This is a genomic window from Micromonospora sp. NPDC047548, assembly GCF_040642975.1.
Taxonomy (GTDB): Bacteria; Actinomycetota; Actinomycetes; order Mycobacteriales; family Micromonosporaceae; genus Micromonospora.
Genome location: NZ_JBEYTI010000020.1, coordinates 81,667 through 99,795, shown reverse-complemented (window position 1 = coordinate 99,795; position 18,129 = coordinate 81,667). Strand labels below are relative to the sequence as shown.

General features: G+C 72.8%; 14 protein-coding genes. 3 read left to right on the top strand and 11 right to left on the bottom strand.

Going from position 1 to position 18,129, the window contains the following annotated elements; genetic code table 11:
- Positions 1-7: 7 nt before the first annotated feature.
- The 5 genes from ABZ807_RS20835 to ABZ807_RS20815 form a co-directional block, all read right to left on the bottom strand.
- Positions 8-544, bottom strand: a complete 537-nt coding sequence (locus ABZ807_RS20835; protein WP_357160249.1) for a hypothetical protein — start codon at positions 542-544, stop codon at positions 8-10.
- The gene (gene dnaG, locus ABZ807_RS20830; protein ID WP_357160246.1) at positions 544-2,418 is read right to left on the bottom strand and encodes a DNA primase; all 1,875 of its coding nucleotides are present in this window, start codon (positions 2,416-2,418) and stop codon (positions 544-546) included. The genes ABZ807_RS20835 and dnaG overlap by 1 nt, the downstream gene beginning before the upstream one ends.
- Before the next feature lie 263 nt (positions 2,419-2,681).
- Positions 2,682-3,515, bottom strand: a complete 834-nt coding sequence (locus ABZ807_RS20825) for a siderophore-interacting protein (protein ID WP_357160243.1) — start codon at positions 3,513-3,515, stop codon at positions 2,682-2,684.
- Positions 3,516-3,568: 53 nt separating this feature from the next.
- Positions 3,569-4,861: a deoxyguanosinetriphosphate triphosphohydrolase gene (locus ABZ807_RS20820; RefSeq protein ID WP_357160240.1), complete on the bottom strand. Its 1,293-nt coding sequence runs from the start codon at positions 4,859-4,861 to the stop codon at positions 3,569-3,571.
- Between the two features lie 3 nt (positions 4,862-4,864).
- Entirely contained in the window at positions 4,865-5,215 is a 351-nt protein-coding gene (locus tag ABZ807_RS20815; RefSeq protein WP_357160237.1) for a VOC family protein, read from the bottom strand.
- A 248-nt stretch (positions 5,216-5,463) separates the two neighbouring features.
- On the opposite strand from ABZ807_RS20815, the gene ABZ807_RS20810 reads away from it, so the two are divergent.
- A complete protein-coding gene (locus ABZ807_RS20810) occupies positions 5,464-5,937 on the top strand; it encodes a roadblock/LC7 domain-containing protein (RefSeq protein WP_357160234.1) in 474 nt (157 codons plus the stop codon).
- 94 nt (positions 5,938-6,031) lie between these two features.
- Here ABZ807_RS20810 and ppdK read toward each other — a convergent pair whose 3' ends face one another.
- The gene (gene ppdK, locus ABZ807_RS20805; RefSeq protein WP_357160231.1) at positions 6,032-8,740 is read right to left on the bottom strand and encodes a pyruvate, phosphate dikinase; all 2,709 of its coding nucleotides are present in this window, start codon (positions 8,738-8,740) and stop codon (positions 6,032-6,034) included.
- A 393-nt stretch (positions 8,741-9,133) separates the two neighbouring features.
- On the opposite strand from ppdK, the gene ABZ807_RS20800 reads away from it, so the two are divergent.
- The gene (locus ABZ807_RS20800; protein WP_357160305.1) at positions 9,134-10,972 is read left to right on the top strand and encodes a family 20 glycosylhydrolase; all 1,839 of its coding nucleotides are present in this window, start codon (positions 9,134-9,136) and stop codon (positions 10,970-10,972) included.
- An 882-nt stretch (positions 10,973-11,854) separates the two neighbouring features.
- Entirely contained in the window at positions 11,855-12,517 is a 663-nt protein-coding gene (locus tag ABZ807_RS20795) for a C39 family peptidase (protein WP_357160228.1), read from the top strand.
- A 67-nt stretch (positions 12,518-12,584) separates the two neighbouring features.
- Here ABZ807_RS20795 and dusB read toward each other — a convergent pair whose 3' ends face one another.
- The 5 genes from dusB to ABZ807_RS20770 form a co-directional block, all read right to left on the bottom strand.
- Positions 12,585-13,760 carry a tRNA dihydrouridine synthase DusB gene (gene dusB / locus ABZ807_RS20790; RefSeq protein WP_357160225.1) on the bottom strand — a complete coding sequence of 392 codons (1,176 nt, stop codon included), beginning with the start codon at positions 13,758-13,760 and terminating at the stop codon, positions 12,585-12,587.
- Positions 13,761-13,864: 104 nt separating this feature from the next.
- On the bottom strand, positions 13,865-14,692 hold the full coding sequence (locus tag ABZ807_RS20785; RefSeq protein WP_357160222.1) for a hypothetical protein: 828 nt from the start codon (positions 14,690-14,692) through the stop codon (positions 13,865-13,867).
- The gene (locus tag ABZ807_RS20780) at positions 14,685-15,608 is read right to left on the bottom strand and encodes a hypothetical protein (RefSeq protein WP_357160219.1); all 924 of its coding nucleotides are present in this window, start codon (positions 15,606-15,608) and stop codon (positions 14,685-14,687) included. Before ABZ807_RS20780 ends, ABZ807_RS20785 begins: the two co-directional genes overlap by 8 nt.
- Before the next feature lie 74 nt (positions 15,609-15,682).
- Positions 15,683-16,510, bottom strand: a complete 828-nt coding sequence (locus tag ABZ807_RS20775) for a hypothetical protein (RefSeq protein WP_357160216.1) — start codon at positions 16,508-16,510, stop codon at positions 15,683-15,685.
- 161 nt (positions 16,511-16,671) lie between these two features.
- The gene (locus ABZ807_RS20770; RefSeq protein WP_357160213.1) at positions 16,672-18,051 is read right to left on the bottom strand and encodes a glycine--tRNA ligase; all 1,380 of its coding nucleotides are present in this window, start codon (positions 18,049-18,051) and stop codon (positions 16,672-16,674) included.
- Positions 18,052-18,129: the final 78 nt, after the last annotated feature.

Below are 18,129 nucleotides of genomic sequence, written 5' to 3'. Positions count from 1 at the left end.
GCGTGGGTCAGACGTCCGCCGGGGCGGTCGCGGCGCGGGCCTCCGCGACCAGTCGGTCGGCCTCCGCCAGCACGGCGTCGTCGTCCGAGGGGGTGCCCGGGTCGAAGCGGACCGTCCAGCTCAGTCCGTCCACACCGGCCACCCGCCGGGCCGCGACCCGCCCGGCGCCGCCCGGCACCGGGTGGTGCGCGGTGAACGCCACCGAGCGGGTGACCCGGGCACGCACCTGGTGCGGCACGTCACCCGGGTCGACCAGCAGGTACGTCTCGGCCGGGCAGTCCGCCACCACCTGGTAGCCGTCCCGCTCGGTGACCCGCTCGGCCGGGGTGACGGTCAGCTCGCGACCGGACCACACGGCCTTGAGGAGTTCGTGCCAGCCCAGCCGGTGCCCCCGGCCGGGCAGCCAGAGCCCGAGGTTGCTGGCCACCACCACGCCGTCGCCCTCGCCGTTGCCGGCGACGGCCCAGGCGAGCACCCGTTCGTCGTCGGCGAGCGGGGGCCGGGCGGCGGGCGGCAGCTTCGGCTTGCGGCTGAACAGTCCCATCACAGTCCTCCCGCGGCCTGCTCGCGCAGCGCCCGCGCATGCTGCTCCAGCGAGAGCAGTTCCCCGAAGAGGGCGAAGTACTCGTCCTTGTTGTTCACCGGGTTGACCCGCTGGATCCTGGACTTGAGGTCCCGGATCCGGGCGGTGACCGAGCCCCACTGCAACCGGGCGATGGTGATCGAGACGTACCGCGGGTCGGGCTCCCCGTCGATGCGCAACGGCTCCACGGCCAGTTGACCGACGAGCGCCCGGGCGACGAGGTCCTCGCAGGCGTCGCGGACCGACTCGATCCAGACCGCGCCGCCGGCGGCGGCCGCGGCCCCGCCCGCCGCGGCGATCGCCGCGCGTACCGCCCCGTGCACCGGATGGCGGTATTCCGGGGCCTCGACCGCGTCGAACATCGGCCCGGCGAGCACCGGCTCCTGGAGGGCCAGCTTCAACGCCTCGCGCTCCACCATCGACTGCGGGCTGTCCACCGTCGGCTCGGGCGCGGCCGTCGACCGGGCCGGCGCGGGCGCCCGCCGCTCGGCGGTCGGGGCCGCGTCGGCGGCGAGCACCGCGCGCTGCACCGGCTCGATCTCCAGGCCGAGGTCGCCGGCGAGCTTGCGGACGTACTCCGGTCGCTTCTCCCGGTCCTTGATCTTGGCGACCAGCGGCGCGGCCCGGCGCATCGCCTCCACCCGGCCGTCGACGGTGTCCAGGTCGTACCGGTTGATCACGTGGCGCAGCGCGAAGTCGACCAGCGGCTCGCGGCGGGCGACCAGGTCGCGCACGGCCAGGTCGCCCTTGGCCAGGCGCAGCTCGCACGGGTCCATGTTGTCGGGGCTGACCGCGATGAAGGTACGCCCGACGAAGCGCTGGTCGTCCTCGAAGGCGCGCAGCGCGGCCTTCTGCCCGGCGGCGTCCCCGTCGAAGGTGAAGATGATCTCGCCGGCCACCGCGTCGGTGTCCAGCAGGAGCCGGCGCAGCACCCCGATGTGGTCGGCACCGAAGGCGGTGCCGCAGGTCGCCACGGCCGTCGGCACGCCGGCGAGGTGGCAGGCCATCACGTCGGTGTAGCCCTCGACGACGACCACCTTGCCCTGCTTGGCGATCTCCCGCTTGGCCTGGTCGATGCCGTAGAGGACGTGCGATTTCTTGTAGATCGGCGTCTCGGGGGTGTTGAGGTACTTCGGGCCGTCGTCGTCGTCGAAGAGCTTGCGGGCGCCGAAGCCGATCACGTCGCCGGCCAGGTCGCGGATCGGCCAGAGCAGCCGGCGGCGGAACCGGTCGATCAGCGAGCCAGAGCGGGCCGGCCGGGACAGCCCGGCGGTGACCAGCTCGTCGTGGCTGAAGCCCTGCTGGCGCAGGTGCTTGGTGAGCAGGTCCCACGCGTCCGGGGCGAAGCCGCAGCCGTACCGCTCGGCGGCGGCCCGGTCGAAGCCCCGCTGCGCCAGGAACTCCCGGGCCGGCCGGGCGGCGGCCGTGGTGAGCTGGGCCCGGTAGAACTCGACGGCGGCGGCGTGCGCGGCCACGAGCCGCTGCTTCTGCCCCTGCTGGGGGCGGCTGCGCGGGGCAGCCTGGTCGTTCTCGACGTAGCGCAGCTGGATGCCGGCGCGGGCGGCGAGCCGCTCGACGGACTCGACGAAGCTGAGGTGCTCGGCGTCCATCAGGAACTTGATCGCGTCCCCGCCGGCCCCGCAGCCGAAGCAGTACCAGACGTTGCGGGCGGGCGAGACGTTGAACGACGGGCTCTTCTCGTCGTGGAACGGGCAGAGGCCCTTGAGGTTGCCGCCGCCGGCGGACCTGAGGGTCACCGTGTCGGAGATGACCTCGGCGATCGAGGTGCGTTCCCGGACCAGCGCGATGTCCTCGTCCCGGATCCGCCCAGCCATCTGTGCCACCCCCCTCGGCGTACATCCTGCCCTGCCGGACCGACGATCCGCCGCCGGGGGGACGGGCGTGTGGCGAACGCCGCCGGCCGGGCGGTGTCAGCGCGGGCGGCGGCGGAACCACTCGGTCACCGGCGGGCGGTTTGACCGCCGCTCGGGCGTGTCGCGCCGAGGACGGGGACATGACCGTGCCCACCGCCACCGCGGTCGCGCTGTCCAGGCCGCCACCATGCCGTGCTGAAGCGCCGAGTGGAAGATCGGCGGGGTCAGGCGACGGGGGTGGCCTCCTCCGCCTCGACCTGGCGGTTCCAGTCCGCCTTGGCGGAGCGCCAGCCCTCGTCGTCCATGCCGCGACGCCAGTAGCCGGAGATGGACAGGGCTTCGCGGGGCACCCCGCGCTCGACGCGCAGCAGGCGGCGCAACTCCTTGACGAAGGTGGCCTCGCCGTGGACGAACGCGTGCACCGCGCCGGGCGGGAACTCCAGCGCCCGGACCGCCTCGACCAGCGCCTCGCCGACCGGCCGGTCGCCCCGGTGCAGCCAGGTCAGTGCCACCGCGCCGGGACTGGGCAGCGGCTGCTCGTCCGCTGGCCCGTCGACCTCGACGAACACGACGGCCGGGGCGTCCAGCGGTAGCCGCTCCAGGGCCGCGCCGATCGCCGGCAGGGCGCTCTCGTCGCCCACCAGCAGGTGCCAGTCCGCCGTCGGGTCCGGCGCGTACGCCCCGCCCGGGCCGGTGAAGAGCACCTCGTCGCCGGGGCGCAGCCGGGCCGCCCAGGGCCCGGCCAGCCCCTCGTCGCCGTGGTGCACCACGTCCACGGTCAGCTCGCCGGCCCGCGGATCCCAGGCGCGCACGGTGTACGCCCGCAGTCGGGGCCACTGCTCGCGGGGCAGGTCACGACGGATCGCGGCCAGGTCCAGCGGCCTCGGGTGCTCGACCCCGGACGCCGGGAAGACGATCTTGATGTAGTGGTCGGTGTACTCCCCGACCGGCAGCCCGGCCAGTTCCTCCCCGCCGAGGACCAGGCGGATCAGGTGCGGGGTGGGCCGCTCGGTCCGCAGGACCCGGGCGGACGTGACCTTCTTGGGGCGCTCCGTCATGCACTTAGGCTAGCCTAAGTCGCCGCGGGTCCCCCACACCGGTCGGGCGGCCCTCAGGACTGGACGAGCCGGCCGTGCCAGGCCACCGCCGCCGGGTCGGTGAGCGACGCCACCTGGTCGACCATCACCCGCAGCCGGGCGACGTCGTCCGGGGCGGCCCGCCACAGCGGCGCGAAGACCGGGTCGAGCACATCCGGCGCCCGGTCGCCCAGCGCGGCGACCAGCTCGGTCAGGATCTCCCGCTGCCGGTCGTACCGGGCGCGGACGCCCGGCCGGTTCATCACGTAGCGCCAGGCGATGCCCTTCAGCAACGCGCACTGCGCCCGGATCCGCCGCGGCACCACCAGGTCGGCGGCGTACCGGCGGTGCGGGCCGGGGCCGAAGCGCTCTCGGGTGGCGGTCACCACGGCGGAGACGAACCGACCGGTCAGCACACTCGTGGTGGCCTTCAGCGCGACCTGCGCCCGGTGGCTGCCGTCGTACCCGGCCAGCGGGGCGAGCACCGGCTCGTCGAGCAGGTCCACCAGCACCTCGCCGAGGTCGGCCGGGGACTCGCCGGAGTAGACGTCGGCCACGTCGACGCAGAGCCCGGCTCGCTCGTCCGGGTCGTCGAGCAGGGGGCGCAGCGAGACGTACCCGCCGTGGATGCCGTCCTCCACGTCGTGCACCGAGTACGCGACGTCGTCGGCCCAGTCCATCACCTGGGCCTCCAGGCAGCGGCGCGCGCCGCCGGGCAGGCCGGCGTCGTCGACGGCGGCGTCCCCCGGCGGTACGCCCTCGCGCAGCCAGTCGAAGACCGGCCGATCGTCGGTGTACACCCCGAACTTGCGCAGTCCCGGCTGCCGGGGCCACGGGTACTTGCCGACCGCGTCGAGCGAGGCCCGGGTGAGGTTGAGCCCGGCCGGTGCGCCGTCCGGGCCGATCACCTTGGCCTCCAGCCGGGTCAGCACGCGCAGCGTCTGGGCGTTGCCCTCGAACCCGCCGCAGGGCGCGGCGAGCCGGTCGAGGGCTTCCTCGCCGTTGTGCCCGAAGGGCGGGTGCCCGAGGTCGTGGGCGAGGCCGGCGGTGTCCACCACGTCCGGGTCGCAGCCCAGCCGGGCACCCATCTCCCGGGCGATCTGGGCCACCTCCAGCGAGTGGGTCAGCCGGGTACGCAGGAAGTCGTCGGTGCCGGCGACGTGCACCTGGGTCTTGGCGGCGAGCCGCCGGAACGCCGCCGAGTGCAGCACCCGGGCCCGGTCCCGCTCGTACGGGGACCGGCCGTAGCCGGTGTCCTTGGGCGCCTCGTCGACCCGACGCCGCGCGTCGGCCGCGTCCCACGGCCCGGCCGGTTCGGCGTCGCGCACCCGTCAGCCCTGCTGCCGCAGCACGCAGAACTCGTTGCCCTCCGGGTCGGCGAGCACCGTCCAGGAGGCGTCGCCCTGGCCGACGTCGACGTGCCGGGCCCCCATGTCGACCAGCCGCTCGACCTCGGCCTCCTGGTCCGCCGGGCGCAGGTCGAGGTGGAGCCGGTTCTTGGTCTCCTTGCCGGCGGCGACCGGGACGAAGACGATGCCGGGCAGCCGGTCGGCCGACTGGCGGATCTCCACCTCGTCCGACTTCTCCGCGACCACCTGGTAGCCCAGCGCCTCGGCCCACCAGTGGGCCAGCCGGGACGGGTCCCGGGCGTCGACGGTCAAGCTCTCCCAGACGCTGGTCATGCGGTCACCCTTCGCCGGTCGTACGCAACTCCTCGGGGAGCCCAGGTTACGCCGGGGCGTGCCGGAGGGCGCGGCGGCGAACGGGGCGCGGCGGGTCCACAACCGCCGATCAGACGACAGTTGTCGACCGATCGCCGACGGTCACGGGATCGCGGGCGCGGCGTGGCCTTCGGTAACGTGCCGGGAGCGGTAGGTGACGCCGACGACCGGAACGCGACGAACGGGGGACGCTCGTGCACGTTGACACGGTGCTGGACACGGAGCTGCGGGGGCTGCGCCGACGCCGCCCGGAGGTGGCCGGCACGGTGCTGGCCGGGCGGGACGGGATGCTCATCTCCAGCGACCTGCCGGCGACGGACGCCACCCACCTGGCCGCCCTCGCCGCGGTGAGTTTCGGGGTGGGCCACCAGGTCGCCCACACCGTGCGCGGCGGCAGCTTCCGGGAGTCGGTGGTGCACACGGCCACCGGCTGCGTGGTCACCTACCCGGCCGGGCGGCACGCGCTGCTCACCCTGGTCACCGGCGCGGGCGCCGACCTGGAGGCACTGCACGAGGAGGCGCGTGCGGTGGCCGAGCGGGCCGGCTCGGCGGTCGACTCGCAGCGGGTCATGGTGGGCGCGACGCCGGTGCCGCAGGTGCACGCCCCGCTCGCGGTGCATACCCCGCTGCCGGCGCTGGCCCGGCGGCGGCCGGGGTCGGCCTGGCAGCGCCCGCCGCTCTGAGCCGGACGCGGGACGGCCGACGATCGCCGGCCCGGCGCGCCCACGGACGACGACGGCGGCTCCGGAGCACCCGGAGCCGCCGTCGGTGCTGCGGTCAGCGGCTGTCGGAGCCGTCGGTCTCGACGGCCGCCCGGCCGGCCTCCAGCCGGGCCACCGGCACCCGGAACGGCGAACAGGAGACGTAGTCCAGGCCCACCTCGTGGAAGAAGTGCACCGAGTCCGGGTCGCCGCCGTGCTCGCCGCAGACGCCCAGCTTCAGCTCGGGCCGGGCCGCCCGGCCCTCCTCCGCCGCGATCCGGACCAGCCGGCCGACGCCGTCGCGGTCGATGGACTCGAACGGCGAGATGCCGAAGATGCCCAGCTCCAGGTAGCGCCAGAAGAACGCGCCCTCGACGTCGTCGCGGGAGAAGCCCCAGCCCATCTGGGTCAGGTCGTTGGTGCCGAAGGAGAAGAACTGCGCCGCCTCAGCGATCTGCCCGGCGGTCAGCGCCGCCCGGGGCACCTCGATCATGGTGCCGATCAGCACCTCGACACCGCTGTCCCCGACCACCTCGGCGATGATCTTCTCGGCCTCGGCGCGTACCGTCTCCAGCTCCTGCACCGCGCCGACCAGCGGGACCATGATCTCCGGCTTGGCCACCGCGCCGTCGCGGGTGACGGCGACGGCCGCCTCCGTGATGGCCCGGACCTGCATGGCGAAGAGGCCGGGGATGACCAGGCCGAGGCGCACGCCGCGCAGGCCCAGCATCGGGTTCTCCTCGTGCATCCGCCGGACGGCGGCGAGCAGCGCCTCCTCCTTGGCGACGTCCTCGCCGCGCTCCTGGGCGACGGCGACGTTGACCGCGAGCTGCTCCAGCGGGGGCAGGAACTCGTGCAGCGGCGGGTCGATCAGCCGCACGGTGACCGGCAGGCCGTCCATCTCGCGGAAGATCTCGATGAAGTCGGCCCGTTGCAACGGCAGCAGCGCGGCCAGCGCGTCCGCCCGCTCGCCGTCGGTGCGGGCCAGGATCAGCCGCTCGACCAGCTCCCGCCGATCGCCGAGGAACATGTGCTCGGTGCGGCACAGGCCGATGCCCTCGGCGCCGAACCGCCGCGCCCGGGCCGCGTCCGCCCCGGTGTCGGCGTTCGTCCGGACCGCCAGCCGCCGCGTGGCGTCGGCGTGCGTCATGATCCGGTGTACGGCCCGGACCAGCGCGTTGTCGATGTGCTCCGGGTCGACGCTGCCCTCGAAGTACTGCACCACCTCCGACGGCATGACCGGCACCTCGCCGAGGTAGACCTTGCCGGTGGTGCCGTCGATCGAGACGATGTCGCCCTCGGTGACGACGTGCTCGCCCACGGCGAACTTCTTCGCCGGGATGTTGACGTCCAGCTCGTCGGCGCCGGAGACGCAGGTCTTGCCCATGCCCCGGGCCACCACGGCGGCGTGGCTGGTCTTGCCGCCGCGCGAGGTGAGGATGCCCTTGGCGGCGATCATGCCGTTCAGGTCGTCGGGGTTGGTCTCCCGGCGGACCAGGATCACCGCCGTCCCCTCGGCGGCCAGTTCGACCGCCCGGGCGGAGGTGAAGACCACCTTGCCGGAGGCGGCCCCCGGGGACGCCCCGATGCCCTTGGCCACCGGCTGGAACTCGTGGTCGAGCTGGAAGCGCGGGAACATCAGCTGGGCGAGCTGCGCGCCGTTGACCCGGTGCAGCGCCTCGTCGAGGTCGATCAGGCCCTCGTCGACGAGCTGCCCGGCGATGACGAACGCGGCGGCGGCGGTGCGCTTGCCGACCCGGGTCTGCAACATCCAGAGCTTGCCGCGCTCGATGGTGAACTCGATGTCGCAGAGGTCCTTGTAGTGCCCCTCCAGTCGGGCCATGAAGTCGAGCAGTTGCTCGTAGGACTTCTTGTCGAGCCGCTCCAGTTCCTGCAACGGCACGGTGTTGCGGATGCCGGCGACGACGTCCTCGCCCTGGGCGTTGGCCAGGTAGTCGCCGTAGATGCCCTGCGCGCCGCTGCCCGGGTCACGGGTGAAGGCGACACCGGTGCCGGAGTCGGGGCCGAGGTTGCCGAAGACCATGGAGACCACGTTGACCGCGGTGCCGAGGTCGGCCGGGATGCGCTCCTGGCGGCGGTAGAGCACGGCCCGCTCGGCGTTCCACGACTCGAAGACCGCGCGGATGGCCAGGTCGAGCTGCTCGCGCGGTTCCTGCGGGAACTCCCGGCCGGTGTGCGTGAGGAAGATCTTCTTGTACGCGTCGACCAGCCCGCGCAGGTCGTCGGCGTCGAGGTCGAGGTCGTTGGTGGTGCCCTTGGCGCGTTTGGCCTCGTCGAGCGCGTGCTCGAACTGCTCGCCCGGCACCTCGCAGACGGTCTTGCCGAACATCTGGATCAACCGGCGGTACGAGTCCCAGGCGAACCGGTCGTTGCCGCCGGCCTGGGCGGAGAGCCCGACGACGCTGCGGTCGTTGAGGCCGACGTTGAGGACGGTCTCCATCATGCCGGGCATGGAGAACTTGGCGCCGGAGCGTACGGAGACCAGCAGCGGGTCCGCCGGGTCGCCGAGCCGGCGGCCCATCTCCCGTTCCAGGTCCGCCAGGTGGGCGGCGATCTGGTCGGCCAGCCCGGCTGGCTCCTCCCCGGTGGCGAGATACGCCTTGCATGCCTCGGTGGTGATGGTGAAGCCGGGCGGCACCGGCAGCCCGAGATTGGTCATCTCGGCGAGGTTGGCCCCCTTGCCGCCGAGCAGGTCCTTGAGGTCCTTGTTGCCCTCGGCGAAGTCGTAGACGTACTTGTGATCCACCGTCTCTTGCGCTGCCACCAGAGCCTCCCACGCGCGCCGGAATTGACACTTAACGAAGGTTCAGTTGCCTCATACCCCGGGGCGGACCACCGGTAATCCCGGTGTCGACACCGATCGGTGGGCGAAGGTTAAGCGAACATCGGATGGCCTGGGACCGTTCGGTGACAATAGGCACAGCTATCGCGACTATCCGCGTTCGTGGTGGTTTCTGGGAACGCTTCCATGCGCACGATCACGCAAGTCCGGGTCTCCTCGTACTCTTGACGACACTGGTTCTGCTGAACCTGACTTTTGCCATATCCGCCGCGAATACACCCCGGAGCCGCCGCCGTGCCGCCCACCCCCTCCATCAGCCCGGAGACCGGCTCGACCAGCGCCGCGACCGGCCGGGAACCGGTCGGCCAGGTCGACCTGCCCACTTACCGGCCGGCCTCCACCGAGCTGGCCCGGGCCGCCGCGCGGGCCGCCGGAGAGCTGCTCGCACCGCCCGCACCGGCCCGACTGACCGACGTGGTGCCGGCCCCGGAGCAGGCCTGGCCGGACCCGGCGGCCGACTTCACCCTTCCCGCCGACGCGGCCGTGCGGATTCACCCGGACCCGGACGCCCGGGACGTGGCCGAACAGCTCGCCGAGCTGCTGCGACCGGCCACCGGGTACCCGCTGCCGGTGGTGGTCGAGGCCACCGCCACCGACGGCCCGCTGGTGCTCACGCTGGCCGCCGCGGTGCCGCCCCCCGGCGTACCGCGGCCCCGGACCGCCGCCGACGACGCGGTGGGCGCGGCTGCCCCGGGCGGCGCCGGCCAGGACGCCGGTGTCGTGGCCACCGTGGGCGGTGCCGGCCCGGTCGACGCGACGCCAGACGCGGTCCGTGCCGTGGCCGCGCCGGGCGGCGCGACGCCGGACGCGGTGGACGCCGGTGCGCTCGGGGGCGAGGGCTACCGCCTGGACGTCACCCCCACCGAGGTACGGATCACCGCCGGCACCGCCACCGGGCTTCACCACGGGGTGCAGACGCTGCGGCAACTCCTGCCGGCGGCGATCGAGAGCCCGTCCCCGGTCGCCGCGCCCTGGGTGGTGCCCGGCGGCATGATCGTCGACGGGCCCCGCTTCCCGTACCGGGGCGCGATGCTCGACGTCTCCCGGCACTTCTTCGGCGTGGCCGACGTGCTGCGGGTGATCGACCACCTGGCCCGGTACAAGCTCAACCACCTGCACCTGCACCTCACCGACGACCAGGGCTGGCGGATCGCCGTCAACTCCTGGCCGGCGCTGGCCACCGTCGGTGGGGCCACCGAGGTGGGCGGCGGTCCGGGCGGTTTCTACACCGGCGCGGACTACCGGCGGATCGTCCGGCACGCGGCCCGCCGGCACATCACCGTCGTCCCCGAGGTCGACCTGCCCGGCCACACCAACGCCGCACTGACCGCGTACCCGGAGCTGGCGCCGGACCGGATCGCGCCGCCGCCGTACACCGGCACCGAGGTCGGGTTCAGCTACGTCGACCCGGCCAGCGAGCGGACGTACGACTTCGTCGCCGACGTGCTCGGCGAGGTGGCCGCCCTCACCCCCGGCCCGTGGCTGCACATCGGCGGCGACGAGGCGTTCAAGGTGAAGGGGGAGGCGTACACCGGCTTCGTGGAGCGGGCGCAGCGGATCGTCGCCGGCACCGGCAAGACGGTCATCGGGTGGCACCAGATCGCCCCGGCCGGGCACGCCGAGGGACGGGTGCTGCAGTGGTGGGGCACCAACGGCGACGACCCGGTGGTCGCCGAGGCGGTACGCCGGGGCGCCCGGCTGATTCTCTCCCCCGCCAACCACGCCTACCTGGACATGAAGTACGCCCCGGACACGCCGATCGGGCACGACTGGGCCGGCCTGATCGACGTGCGGCGCGCGTACGAGTGGGACCCGGGCGCGCACGTGGCCGGCGTACCGGCCGACGCGTTGCTCGGCGTCGAGGCGCCGCTCTGGACCGAGTCGGTGACCACGGTGGCCGAGATCGAGTTCATGCTCTTCCCCCGGCTGCCCGCCATCGCCGAGCTGGGTTGGTCGCCCCGGGCAAGGCACGACTGGGCCGGCTTCCGCGAGCGCCTCGCCGGCCACGCCCCGCGCTGGACCACCGCCGGCATCGCCTTCCACCGCGCCCCGGAGATCCCCTGGCCGGCCGACCGGGACGAGGCTGCCACCCCGACCACCCTGACCCCGAACACCCCACCCACCCCGACCACCACCTCGACACCCGCCAGCTGACCCGACGACGAGGGGGATCCGGACGCCGCCCAGCGAGAGGGTCTCCCGGAACGTGGTCGCCCCCGCCGTCAGCGGGGCCGTTTCGCCGGCCAGCGCAACGCGAACCCGGCGATACGCCCCACGCTCTGCCCGCCGCGCACGGAGCGGCACCATCCGGACCTCGAAAGAGGCCGCCGTCCCCGCGCCCGCTCACCCCCTCCTGCCGCAGATCTTGGACAGTTTCCGTTCCCCTCGAACCGAAACTGTCCAAGATCTCCGCGCCAACAGCGTGCGCGGCGGGTTTGCGTCTGGAGACGGGCGCGTCGCGGGTGTGAACTTCTTGATCAACCCGGCGGCCGGGGCTGGGGCGGGTGTCCGCGCCAGGGGTCAGGTGGGCGGACTGGGTCGAGGTCCGACAAGCCGCCACGGGTGGGGCGGCGTGGACGCCGTGGGCCGCGAGAGCGGGTGTCGACCCGGGCCGTCGGTTCGCGAGCCGGGTGTCCGGTTCGGGATGGCTGGTTGCCGCTTTGATGTCCGGTCTGAGCCGCGGAATCCCGTGGCCGGGGCCACCCCGGCGGTGGAATGGCCGATGGGCCAGGGTCGTTGTACCTGGCATACCCACGGGGAACCCTGCCCCGAGGGTGGCCCGAAGCCAGCGCCCGCGGAATGCATGGCAGGCCGGGGCGGTTACATCCCCCGGACACCCGAGCAGGTCCCCCGGGCACCCGGGCAACCCCCGGAAGATCCGCGGAATGCGGAGCCCACCGGGTTGGTTACACCCCCCGGACACCCGAGCAGAGCCACCCCCGGCCGCCGGGCAGATCCCCTTCCTGACTTTCCCTTTCGCGCACACCGTCACCCCCGACGGGCCGTCGCGCACCCCCGAACAGAGAGGCACACATCATGCGTACCGATCTGATCCGCAAGACCACCCTCACCGCCGCCGGCCTCGCCTTCACCGCAGGCGCCATCGCCGGCCCCATGACCGCCGCCCACGCCGCCCCCGCCGAGAAGCCCTCGACCTCGATGACGCAGGCCGACCGCAAGCCCGACAACGAGCGTGAACTGAAGGTCAACTACGAGGCCCAGCCGAACTTCTACTACTGCGGCCCCGCCGCCGCCCGCAACGCCCTCAGCGTCCAGGGCAAGGCCATCAGCGTCGACGCCATGGCCAAGGAAATGGGCACCACCGAGAACGGCACCAACAGCATCAACGACATCACCCCGGTCCTGAACAAGGAAACCGGTAAGAACGACGCCTACCGCTCGGTGGAGATCCGCGACAACAAGGCCGACGACACCCAGACCGACACCCTGCGCGCCGACATCGTCCGCACCGTCGACGACGGCCGCGCCGTGGTCGCCAACATCGCCGGCACCACCGCCGACACCGACGGCAACACCCACGCCTTCGAGGGCGGCCACTACATCAGCGTCGTGGGCTACCGCGACGGCGGCAAGACCGTCACCATCGCCGACTCGGCCAACCCGAACATGGCCTCCTACCGCATCAGCGTCGACAACCTCGCCGACTGGATCGCCACCCGCGGCTACTCCGCCTCCTGATCCGGCGAAAGCAACCAACGACAAGGGCCGGCCCCACCAGGGGCCGGCCCTTTCGCCGTCTTCAGGATCAGCCGCCGGAGTCGTCCAGCTCAGCGCCCTCGGGCACGGTGTCGTCGTCCCGGCTGGCCAGCCAGCCGTCGGGCAGGTACACCTTGCCCGGGGAGTTGGTGCGACCCCGGGGCTGGCCGAGGGTGGCCACCGGGAACGGCTCGGTCGGGTCCAGCTTGCCGAGCAGGTCGTCGAGCTGCGCCAGGCTCTCGATCATCGCCAGGTCGCGGCGCAGCTCGCTGCCGACGGGAAAGCCCTTGAGGTACCAGGCGACGTGCTTGCGGAAGTCGGTGCAGCCGTCCCGCTCGCCCCGGGCCGGGGTGCGCGAGCCGGCGGTGAACTGGTCGACCAGCAACTCGGCGTGACGGCGCATGGTCTGCGCGACCTCGCCGAGGGTGGGCAGCCGCCGCTCGGGGCGGCCGTCGAAGGCGGCCTCCAGGTCGGCGAAGAGCCACGGCCGGCCCAGGCAGCCCCGGCCGATCACCACCCCGTCCACGCCGGTGTGCGCCACCATCCGCAGCGCGTCGTCGGCCTCCCAGATGTCGCCGTTGCCGAGCACCGGCACGTCGAGTGCCTGCTTCAAGGTGGCGATCGCGTCCCAGTCGGCGGTGCCCGAGTAGCGCTGCGCGGCCGTCCGCCCGTGCAGGGCGACCGCCGCCACCCCGGCGTCCTGCGCGGCCAGCCCCGCCTCCACGTACGTCAGGTGGTCGTCGTCGATGCCCTTGCGCATCTTCACGGTGACCGGCACTCCGGCCGGTGCGGCGGCGTCCACCGCGGCCTTCACCAGGCGGGCGAAGAGCCGCCGCCGCCACGGCAGCGCCGAGCCGCCGCCCTTGCGGGTGACCTTCGGGACCGGGCAGCCGAAGTTGAGGTCGATGTGGTCGGCGAGGTCCTTCTCGACCACGATCCGCACGGCCGCGGCGGTGATCTCCGGGTCGGTGCCGTAGAGCTGGAGGCTGCGCGGCCGCTCGTCGGCGCCGAAGGCGATCATGCGCAGCGTCTTCGGGTTCCGCTCGACCAGCGCGACGGTGGTGATCATCTCGCAGACGTAGATGCCGCCGCCCTGCTCCCGGCAGAGCTGCCGGAAGCCGACATTGGTGATGCCGGCCATCGGGGCGAGCACCACCGGCGGCCACACCTGGTGCCGCCCGAGGGTGAGCGGGCGGAGCGCGACGGGGGGAACAGGACTGGTCACGTACCCAAGAATTCCATGCCCACCGGGGTGGCCCGGGGCCCGGTGGCCGGTCGCCGCCGCGATGGTGAGCGAACTCGCACCGCGACGGCGACCGGCGTAACGGGTCAGTACGTGCCGGGGCTGGACAGGATCAGGCCCGAGACGTCCACGATCACCGACGTCGCGCTGCTGACGTGGATGGCGAACGCGAGCTGGTTGCCGTTGTAGGCCCCCAGCTGCACCTCGACGAGGTTGGAAAGGATCTGGTTCGGCCCCCACCAGTTCAGCGACGAGGTCTGCGGCTTGGCGATCGAGGAGCTGAACGCGGTCAGCACCCCGGCGGAGACCGTGTTGGCCACCGTGATGTTGACGTACGCCGCGGTGGCCCGCTCCGCCAGCGCCGGCTTCACGTTCTTGACGGTCAGGTGGATGATCTTGCCGGCGTTCAGTTTGCCCGAGGTCACCACGGTGGTGGAGCTGACCACGTGCGCGGTGTAGCTGGAGACCGACCGGGTGTCCAGGATCCGCTGCGGCGGGACGGCCATCGTCCGGTTCGCCCACCGCGAGGTGTTGACGTACGCCCGGATGCCGCCCTTGCCGCCGATCACCAGCTCACCGGAGGGGGTGACCGCGAGCGAGCCGGTCGTCAGCTCCTGCGGGATGTCCTTCGACGGGGTGGGGGTCAGCACCAGCGGGGGGCGGGTGCTCGGGGCGTCGACCTTCAGCGTCGGGGCCAACGCGGAACCGCCGCGCAGCACGGTCTCGGTGCCGCCCGCGTCGTTGATGGCCCCGATGAGCACCGGCTGCCCCGGGTCGGCGCTGGCCGGGGTGGCGACGACCGCCGCCGCGCCGACGCCGGCGCCCGCGGCGACACCGGCCTTGATGATCCGGCGACGGGTGGGCGACGACGTCTCGTCGGTGGTCACGTTGCTGGTCTCCTCGGTCTCACGCACGGGGCTGCACCTCCCGGTCACCGCGCTCGGCGTTGGCCTTGATCACGTCGGCGCGTACGCCGCTGGTGCCCGAGTCGGCGGTCAGGCGCTTCGGGTTGTTGATGACGGCGGACTCCGGGTGGAACACCAGCAGGCCGGTCACGTCGAGGATGATCGCGCTGGCGCTCTTCTGCACCCAGATGGCCACGGTGTCCGGGTAGTAGGCACCGTTGGCGGTCGACCAGGCGCGCGTCTGCGTGATCACGCCGTTGGACAGCAGCTGGCCGGCGCCCCACCAGTTGATGGTGGACGCGGCCGGGGCAGCGCCCCGCCCGTAGACGGTGGCGAAGCCGCCCTTCTCGGTCTTGGCCACGGTCACGTTGCCGATCATGCCGTCGCCGTACTCGACGATGCCGTCGAGGTGGACCAGCAGCCAGGCGCCCGCGACCGCGCGGCCCTGCGAGTCGATCTGCCCGGCGCCCTCCAGCAGCCGGGCCCGGCCGGCGGCGGTCCGGGTGTCGAGCACCCGGGTGGGCGGGATCGGCACCAGCATGGTGGCGTTCGCCGTGGTGAACGTCTCGTAGCGCCGGACGACGCCGCCCGCGTCGGTGCCGGAGGCGCCGAGACCGAGGGTGGTCGACTCCAGCGAGCCGGGCAGCACCGGCAGCTTCGACTCCGAGCGCTTGAGCAGCAGCGCGGGGCCGTTGTCGTTCTGCACGACGAGGGTGGCCGCGCCGTTGCCGGCGCGGCTGGTCACCGTGGTCTTGCCACCGCTGTTGAGCGCGCCCAGCACGACCGGGTCGCCGGGGGCGGCGCTGGCCGGGGCGGCGTTCGCGGCGGTGACGGCGGTGGCGGCGACCGCCGCGCCGCCGGTGACGGCGGCCCGCCGCAGCAGGGTACGCCGCGAGGCGGAACGGTCGGGTTCGGACGAAGTCATCTCATTCCCCCGTTGGATGGGTTGACGGTCTGCGATGGGCGGCTGTCGAGGTGGGCCGGGATTGGCCGGGCCACCTACGCCCCACCGCCCAGCAGGACCTGGCTCGGGTGGCCGACCAGCAGGCTGGTCATGTCGACGATCACGTGGGTCGGCGACGCGGTGGCCTGGAGGGTCAGCACGCTGCGGTACGCCCCGACCGCGCCCAGCTTGGTGAAGAGGAAGTTGGACAGGATCGTGCCGGCGGTCGACCAGTTGACCGTGGACGCGGTGGGCTTGGCACCGTTGCCCCAGACGGTGAGCACACCGGAGCCGGTCATCCCGACCACGGTGACGTTGCCCTTGATCGCGTAGCCGTCGCGGACATACGGGTCGAGGGCGAGCACGACCGGCACGCCGGGCTGGAGCCGGCCGAGGGAGTCCAACGACCCGGAGACGATGTTGCGCCGCAGGTTGGCGTCGCGGGTGTCGAGGACCCGGGTCGGCGGCACGGCGACAGAGGTGGTGGCCCACTCGGTGGTCCACGCCCAGCCGTTGGTGGGCGCGGCGGCGGTGCCCGCCCGGACGAAGAGGTCGCCCTGGTCGTCGACCGCCACGGTGCCGGCCTCGGCGTCGAGCACGTGCGGGTAGAGGCCCGAGCTCGGCACCAGCCGCAGCGGCGCGCCGGCCGGGTTGGCCAGCACCAACGGCGAGTCGGTGTGGGTGAGCGTCGTGCTGGCCCCGCCGGCGTCGTTCGTCGTACCCATGACGAGCTTGTCGCCCGGGGCCGCCTGGGCCGCGCCGGGCATGCCCACCGCGGCGGCGACACCGGCCCCGGCCGTGGTGGCGGCGACCGTGGCGGCGCGGCGCAGCAGGCGCCGCCGCTTCGGGTCGTGGTCGTTGTCCTGTTGCGACGCGCGCGTCATGCACACACCCCCGTGATGAGATTCAACGATGGGAATGCTCGCACGAGATCATGCCTGGCTCAACCATCGGGCCGGCCCGGCCGCCCAATGGTCCGGATGGCCCGGAAACGCGCCGGCCCCGCCCCGGCATTGCGGGGGCGGGGCCGGCGGGACCTGTCGTCTCAGCAGCCGGGCAGGCGCTCGATCAGGTAGCGCTCGACCTGGTCCAGGGCGACCCGCTCCTGGGCCATGGTGTCCCGGTTGCGCACGGTCACCGCGTCGTCGTCGAGGGTGTCGAAGTCGACGGTCACGCAGAACGGAGTGCCGATCTCGTCCTGGCGGCGGTAGCGGCGGCCGATCGCCTGCGAGTCGTCGAACTCCACCACCCAGCGCTTGCGCAGCTGCGCGGCCAGGCCCTTCGCCTTCGGCGAGAGCGCCTCGTTGCGGGACAGCGGCAGCACCGCCACCTTGACCGGGGCCAGCCTCGGGTCGAAGCGCATCACCGTGCGCTTGTCCACCCCGCCCTTGGTGTTGGGGGCCTCGTCCTCGTCGTACGCCTCCAGCAGGAACGCCAGCACCGCGCGGGTGAGGCCGGCCGCCGGCTCGATCACGTACGGCATCCAGCGCTCCTGCTTCGTCTGGTCGAAGTAGGACAGGTCGACGCCGGAGTGCTTGCTGTGCGTGGAGAGGTCGAAGTCGGTGCGGTTGGCGACACCCTCCAGCTCGGCGAACTCGCTGCCGCCGAACTGGAACCGGTACTCGATGTCGACGGTGCGCTTCGAGTAGTGGGAGAGCTTCTCCTTCGGGTGCTCGTAGAGGCGCAGGTTCTCCGCCGACAGGCCCAGGTCGAGGTACCAGTTCCAGCGCTCCTGCAGCCAGTACTCGTGCCACTGCTCGTCGGAGCCCGGCTCGACGAAGAACTCCATCTCCATCTGCTCGAACTCGCGGGTGCGGAAGATGAAGTTGCCCGGGGTGATCTCGTTGCGGAACGACTTGCCGGTCTGCGCGATGCCGAACGGCGGCTTCTTGCGGGCGACCGTCTCCACGTTCTTGTAGTTGACGAAGATGCCCTGGGCGGTCTCCGGACGCAGGTAGTGCATGCCCTCGTCGCTCTCCACCGGGCCGAGGAAGGTCTTCATCAGGCCGTTGAACATCTTCGGCTCGGTGAAGGTGCCCTTGTTGCCGCAGTTCGGGCAGTTCAGCTCGGACAGCGAGGTCAGCGGCTTGCCGTGCTTCTCGGCGTACGCCTCTTCCAGGTGGTCGGCGCGGTACCGCTTGTGGCACGACTGGCACTCGGTGAGCGGGTCGACGAACTCGGAGAGGTGGCCGGAGGCCTCCCACACCTTGCGGGCCAGGATGACCGCGGAGTCCAGGCCGACGACGTCGTCGCGCTCCTGGACCATGTTCTTCCACCACTGCCGGCGGACGTTCTCCTTGAGCTCCACGCCGAGCGGACCGTAGTCCCACGCCGACCGGGTGCCCCCGTAGATCTCACTGGAGGGGAAGACGAAGCCTCGACGCTTGGCGAGGCTGACGACGGCGTCGATACGGTCGGCTGGCATGTTTCCTCCTACGCCGGCTGGCGGTCGGCGGGGACGTGATGTGGACGGAACGAACAGTTCGGGACAACGGTACGACCA